The 1799-nt window shown below is 58.5% G+C and carries 2 protein-coding genes; both read left to right on the forward strand.

What is annotated here, in order from left to right:
- The first annotated feature begins 7 nt into the window (after positions 1 to 7).
- Positions 8 to 769, forward strand: coding sequence for an MBL fold metallo-hydrolase (locus VGG22_02540; GenBank protein HEY1727241.1), 762 nt, complete (start codon positions 8 to 10; stop codon positions 767 to 769).
- Positions 766 to 1596, forward strand: a complete 831-nt coding sequence (locus tag VGG22_02545) for a sugar phosphate isomerase/epimerase family protein (GenBank protein ID HEY1727242.1) — start codon at positions 766 to 768, stop codon at positions 1594 to 1596. Before VGG22_02540 ends, VGG22_02545 begins: the two co-directional genes overlap by 4 nt.
- Positions 1597 to 1799: the final 203 nt, after the last annotated feature.

Raw genomic sequence — 1799 nt, forward strand, 5'->3', positions numbered from 1 at the left:
GAGACGCATGGCGTACGAGTTGACGATTCTGCAGCAAGGCTATCCGGGGAAGAGCGTTTATCACGGCGGGTTGGGATGGAGTACCGTTGCACTCGTGCGCGATGGGAAGCACAACGTGCTGCTCGATACGGGGCATTATATGCACCGCGACGTTCTTGCGAAGCGGCTGTCGGATGCCGGACTTGATTTCGGCGACATAACGGCTGTCGCGATCACGCACTCGCATTGGGATCATTGCGTCAACTTTGCGATGTTTCCGAAGGCCGAGATTTTTATCGGCGATGCGGAGCTGAAGTGGGCGGCGGAACAACCGATCGGAAAATATCCGATTGCGGAGTTTCACGTCGAGAAGCTGTTGACGTACAAGAACGTGTCGCGGATTGGGGACGGGGACGTCATCGTGCCTGGGATCGAAGCGGTTGCTACGCCCGGGCACACGCCCGGGCACATGGCCTACGTCGCGCAGGGCGCGCGCGGCGAGTACATCTACACCGGTGACGCGATCAAGAATGGGGCGGAGCTGTGCTCGCAGCGTGTCGACATGACGCTCGACCTCGCGCGCAGCGAGGAGACGATCCGTCGCGTGCGCGAACGGGCCGCTTCGAATCCCCAGAACGTGATCGTGTTCGGCCACGACCGCTGCTGCAGTTTCGACGGGTCGCACGTCCACGAGCGCGAGCCGCTGCGATGCGCCCTGACGGCTCGTCTGGGGGAAGGCTTCGACGAGTTGACGACCTTCGATCTCACGCGTTTGGGGGTCACGGCGTGAAATTAGCCTACACGATCGTCACGCCTGAAGTGACGCGCATGCCGATGGCGTGGATAGGCGATCACGCGACGATTCTTCCGGCGCTGGCGAAGATGGGTTACGACGGAGTCGAGCTGCAAACGCGCGACCCCGCCGCGTTCGATACCGTCGCATTCGAGAAGAAGGTGAAGGATGCGGGCCTCGTCATCTGCGCCGTCTCGACCGGCGTCATCGGTGAGACCGACAACATGTATTTCATGTCGCCGGAACCCGAGTTGCGCAAACGCGCGATCGAACGTTATAAGACCGTCATCGATCTGGCGGCGCGTTACGGTGTCGATTCGAGCATCGGACGTTTTCGCGGACAAGCAAAGTGGGCGCCGGATCGAAAGACCGGAGTCGGTTGGTTCCGCGCAGCGCTCGAAGAGCTGCTTCCGTACGCCGAGCGTCAAGGCGTCAAGATCGTTCTCGAGCCGCAGCATCCGTACAATCTCGACACGCTCAACACACTCAAAGAAACCGTCGAGTTCATAAGATCGTTCAACGCGAAGAATCTTACGTTCGAAGCCGACATTCATCACCAAGGTCTGGTTGAGAAAAGTATTCCGGCTGCGCTCGTGTACGGGATGCTAAGCGGTTACATGACGTTCGTGCAAGTGAGCGATGCGAATCGTCTTCCGCCCGGACTCGGCATCTTCAATTGGGTCGACGTTTTCGAAACATTGCGGGCCGTTGGATACGACGGATGGATCTCGGTCGAGTGCAAACAGTTCCCGGATGGCGAGCGCTGCGCGAGTTATTGCCACGGATTTCTGAGCAACGTGATGAATCTGCCGGCGCTTTCCTGAGCACGTCAGACCTGTGCCCCGAAGCACAAAACTCCTTGTAAAAGCCTCGTAAGCAAGCGTGCGAACGTAATAGATTGGTAAGTCGACAAGGAAGCGCTACCGTCCTCAAGTAGCTACCGTTCAGGTCGCTGTCCGCTCGAACGTATGTCGCTGCGTACGAACGGTTTTCCGAGGTCTTAATAGTTATTTTCAACGGCACGTCG

It is taken from the genome of Candidatus Baltobacteraceae bacterium (genome assembly GCA_036489885.1).
Classification (GTDB): Bacteria; Vulcanimicrobiota; Vulcanimicrobiia; order Vulcanimicrobiales; family Vulcanimicrobiaceae; genus JAFAMS01.

What these genes read in the sequence shown, in the direction of transcription:
- VGG22_02540 (HEY1727241.1), top strand. Translation starts at nt 8, where the DNA reads ATGGCGTACGAGTTGACGATTCTGCAGCAAGGCTATCCGGGGAAGAGC.